The 2761-nt window shown below is 51.4% G+C and carries 1 rRNA gene; it reads right to left on the bottom strand.

The features are described 5' to 3' along the window. Positions 1-2761 (bottom strand): 23S ribosomal RNA (locus F0232_RS24850); the annotation flags it as partial.

Below are 2761 nucleotides of genomic sequence, written 5' to 3'. Positions count from 1 at the left end.
GTCAGGGAAAACTCATCTCAGGGCTCGCTTCCCGCTTAGATGCTTTCAGCGGTTATCGATTCCGAACTTAGCTACCGGGCAATGCCATTGGCATGACAACCCGAACACCAGAGGTTCGTCCACTCCGGTCCTCTCGTACTAGGAGCAGCCCCCTTCAATTTTCCAACGCCCACGGCAGATAGGGACCGAACTGTCTCACGACGTTCTAAACCCAGCTCGCGTACCACTTTAAATGGCGAACAGCCATACCCTTGGGACCGACTTCAGCCCCAGGATGTGATGAGCCGACATCGAGGTGCCAAACACCGCCGTCGATATGAACTCTTGGGCGGTATCAGCCTGTTATCCCCGGAGTACCTTTTATCCGTTGAGCGATGGCCCTTCCATTCAGAACCACCGGATCACTATGACCTGCTTTCGCACCTGCTCGAATTGTCATTCTCGCAGTCAAGCGGGCTTATGCCATTGCACTAACCACACGATGTCCAACCGTGTTTAGCCCACCTTCGTGCTCCTCCGTTACTCTTTGGGAGGAGACCGCCCCAGTCAAACTACCCACCAGGCACTGTCCGTAATCCCGATTCAGGGACCAACGTTAGAACATCAAAACTACAAGGGTGGTATTTCAAGGACGACTCCACCACATCTAGCGACGCGGTTTCAAAGTCTCCCACCTATCCTACACATGTAGGTTCAATGTTCAGTGCCAAGCTGTAGTAAAGGTTCACGGGGTCTTTCCGTCTAGCCGCGGGTACACTGCATCTTCACAGCGATTTCAATTTCACTGAGTCTCGGGTGGAGACAGCGTGGCCATCATTACGCCATTCGTGCAGGTCGGAACTTACCCGACAAGGAATTTCGCTACCTTAGGACCGTTATAGTTACGGCCGCCGTTTACCGGGGCTTCGATCAAGAGCTTCGACCGAAGTCTAACCCCATCAATTAACCTTCCGGCACCGGGCAGGCGTCACACCGTATACGTCATCTTACGATTTTGCACAGTGCTGTGTTTTTAATAAACAGTTGCAGCCACCTGGTATCTGCGACTCTCGTCTGCTCCATCCGCAAGGGACTTCACTGATAAGAGCGTACCTTCTCCCGAAGTTACGGTACCATTTTGCCTAGTTCCTTCACCCGAGTTCTCTCAAGCGCCTTGGTATTCTCTACCCGACCACCTGTGTCGGTTTGGGGTACGATTCCTTACAATCTGAAGCTTAGAGGCTTTTCCTGGAAGCATGGCATCAATGACTTCACTACCGTAGTAGCTCGACATCGTATCTCAGCGTTAAGAAGAACCGGATTTACCTAATTCTTCCGCCTACGTACTTGAACCTGGACAACCGTCGCCAGGCCCACCTAGCCTTCTCCGTCCCCCCATCGCAATTGTAAGAAGTACGGGAATATTAACCCGTTTCCCATCGACTACGCCTTTCGGCCTCGCCTTAGGGGTCGACTTACCCTGCCCCGATTAACGTTGGACAGGAACCCTTGGTCTTCCGGCGAGGGAGTTTTTCACTCCCTTTATCGTTACTCATGTCAGCATTCGCACTTCTGATACCTCCAGCAGCCCTTACAGACCACCTTCAACGGCTTACAGAACGCTCCCCTACCCCACGCACATAAGTACGTAGCCGCAGCTTCGGTGTATAGCTTAGCCCCGTTACATCTTCCGCGCAGGCCGACTCGACCAGTGAGCTATTACGCTTTCTTTAAATGATGGCTGCTTCTAAGCCAACATCCTGGCTGTCTGAGCCTTCCCACATCGTTTCCCACTTAGCTATACTTTGGGACCTTAGCTGGCGGTCTGGGTTGTTTCCCTCTCCACGACGGACGTTAGCACCCGCCGTGTGTCTCCCGGATAGTACTTACTGGTATTCGGAGTTTGCAAAGGGTTGGTAAGTCGGGATGACCCCCTAGCCTTAACAGTGCTCTACCCCCAGTAGTATTCGTCCGAGGCGCTACCTAAATAGCTTTCGGGGAGAACCAGCTATCTCCAGGTTTGATTGGCCTTTCACCCCTAGCCACAAGTCATCCGCTAATTTTTCAACATTAGTCGGTTCGGTCCTCCAGTTGATGTTACTCAACCTTCAACCTGCCCATGGCTAGATCACCTGGTTTCGGGTCTAATCCTAGCAACTGTACGCCCAGTTAAGACTCGGTTTCCCTACGGCTCCCCTAAACGGTTAACCTTGCTACTAAAATTAAGTCGCTGACCCATTATACAAAAGGTACGCAGTCACACCACGAAGGTGCTCCTACTGCTTGTACGTACACGGTTTCAGGTTCTATTTCACTCCCCTCACAGGGGTTCTTTTCGCCTTTCCCTCACGGTACTGGTTCACTATCGGTCAGTCAGTAGTATTTAGCCTTGGAGGATGGTCCCCCCATATTCAGACAGGATATCACGTGTCCCGCCCTACTCGTTTTCACTGATGATGAGATGTCGACTACGGGGCTATCACCCTTTATTGCGGCACTTTCCAGAGCCTTCGTCTGTCTCATTAAAAGCTTAAGGGCTAATCCAATTTCGCTCGCCGCTACTTTCGGAATCTCGGTTGATTTCTCTTCCTCGGGGTACTTAGATGTTTCAGTTCCCCCGGTTTGCCTCTTGTTGCTATGTATTCACAACAAGATACTTACTTATGTAAGTGGGTTTCCCCATTCGGAAATCCCAGACTCAAATGACTTTTACTGTCTAATCTGGGCTTATCGCAAGTTAATACGTCCTTCATCGCCTCTGACTGCCAAGGCATCCACCGTG

This window comes from Vibrio sp. T3Y01, from assembly GCF_013114525.1.
GTDB classification, from domain to species: Bacteria; Pseudomonadota; Gammaproteobacteria; order Enterobacterales; family Vibrionaceae; genus Vibrio; species Vibrio chagasii_B.
Note: the sequence above shows the minus strand (reverse complement) of the source record. Positions and strands in the feature narration are given on the sequence as shown.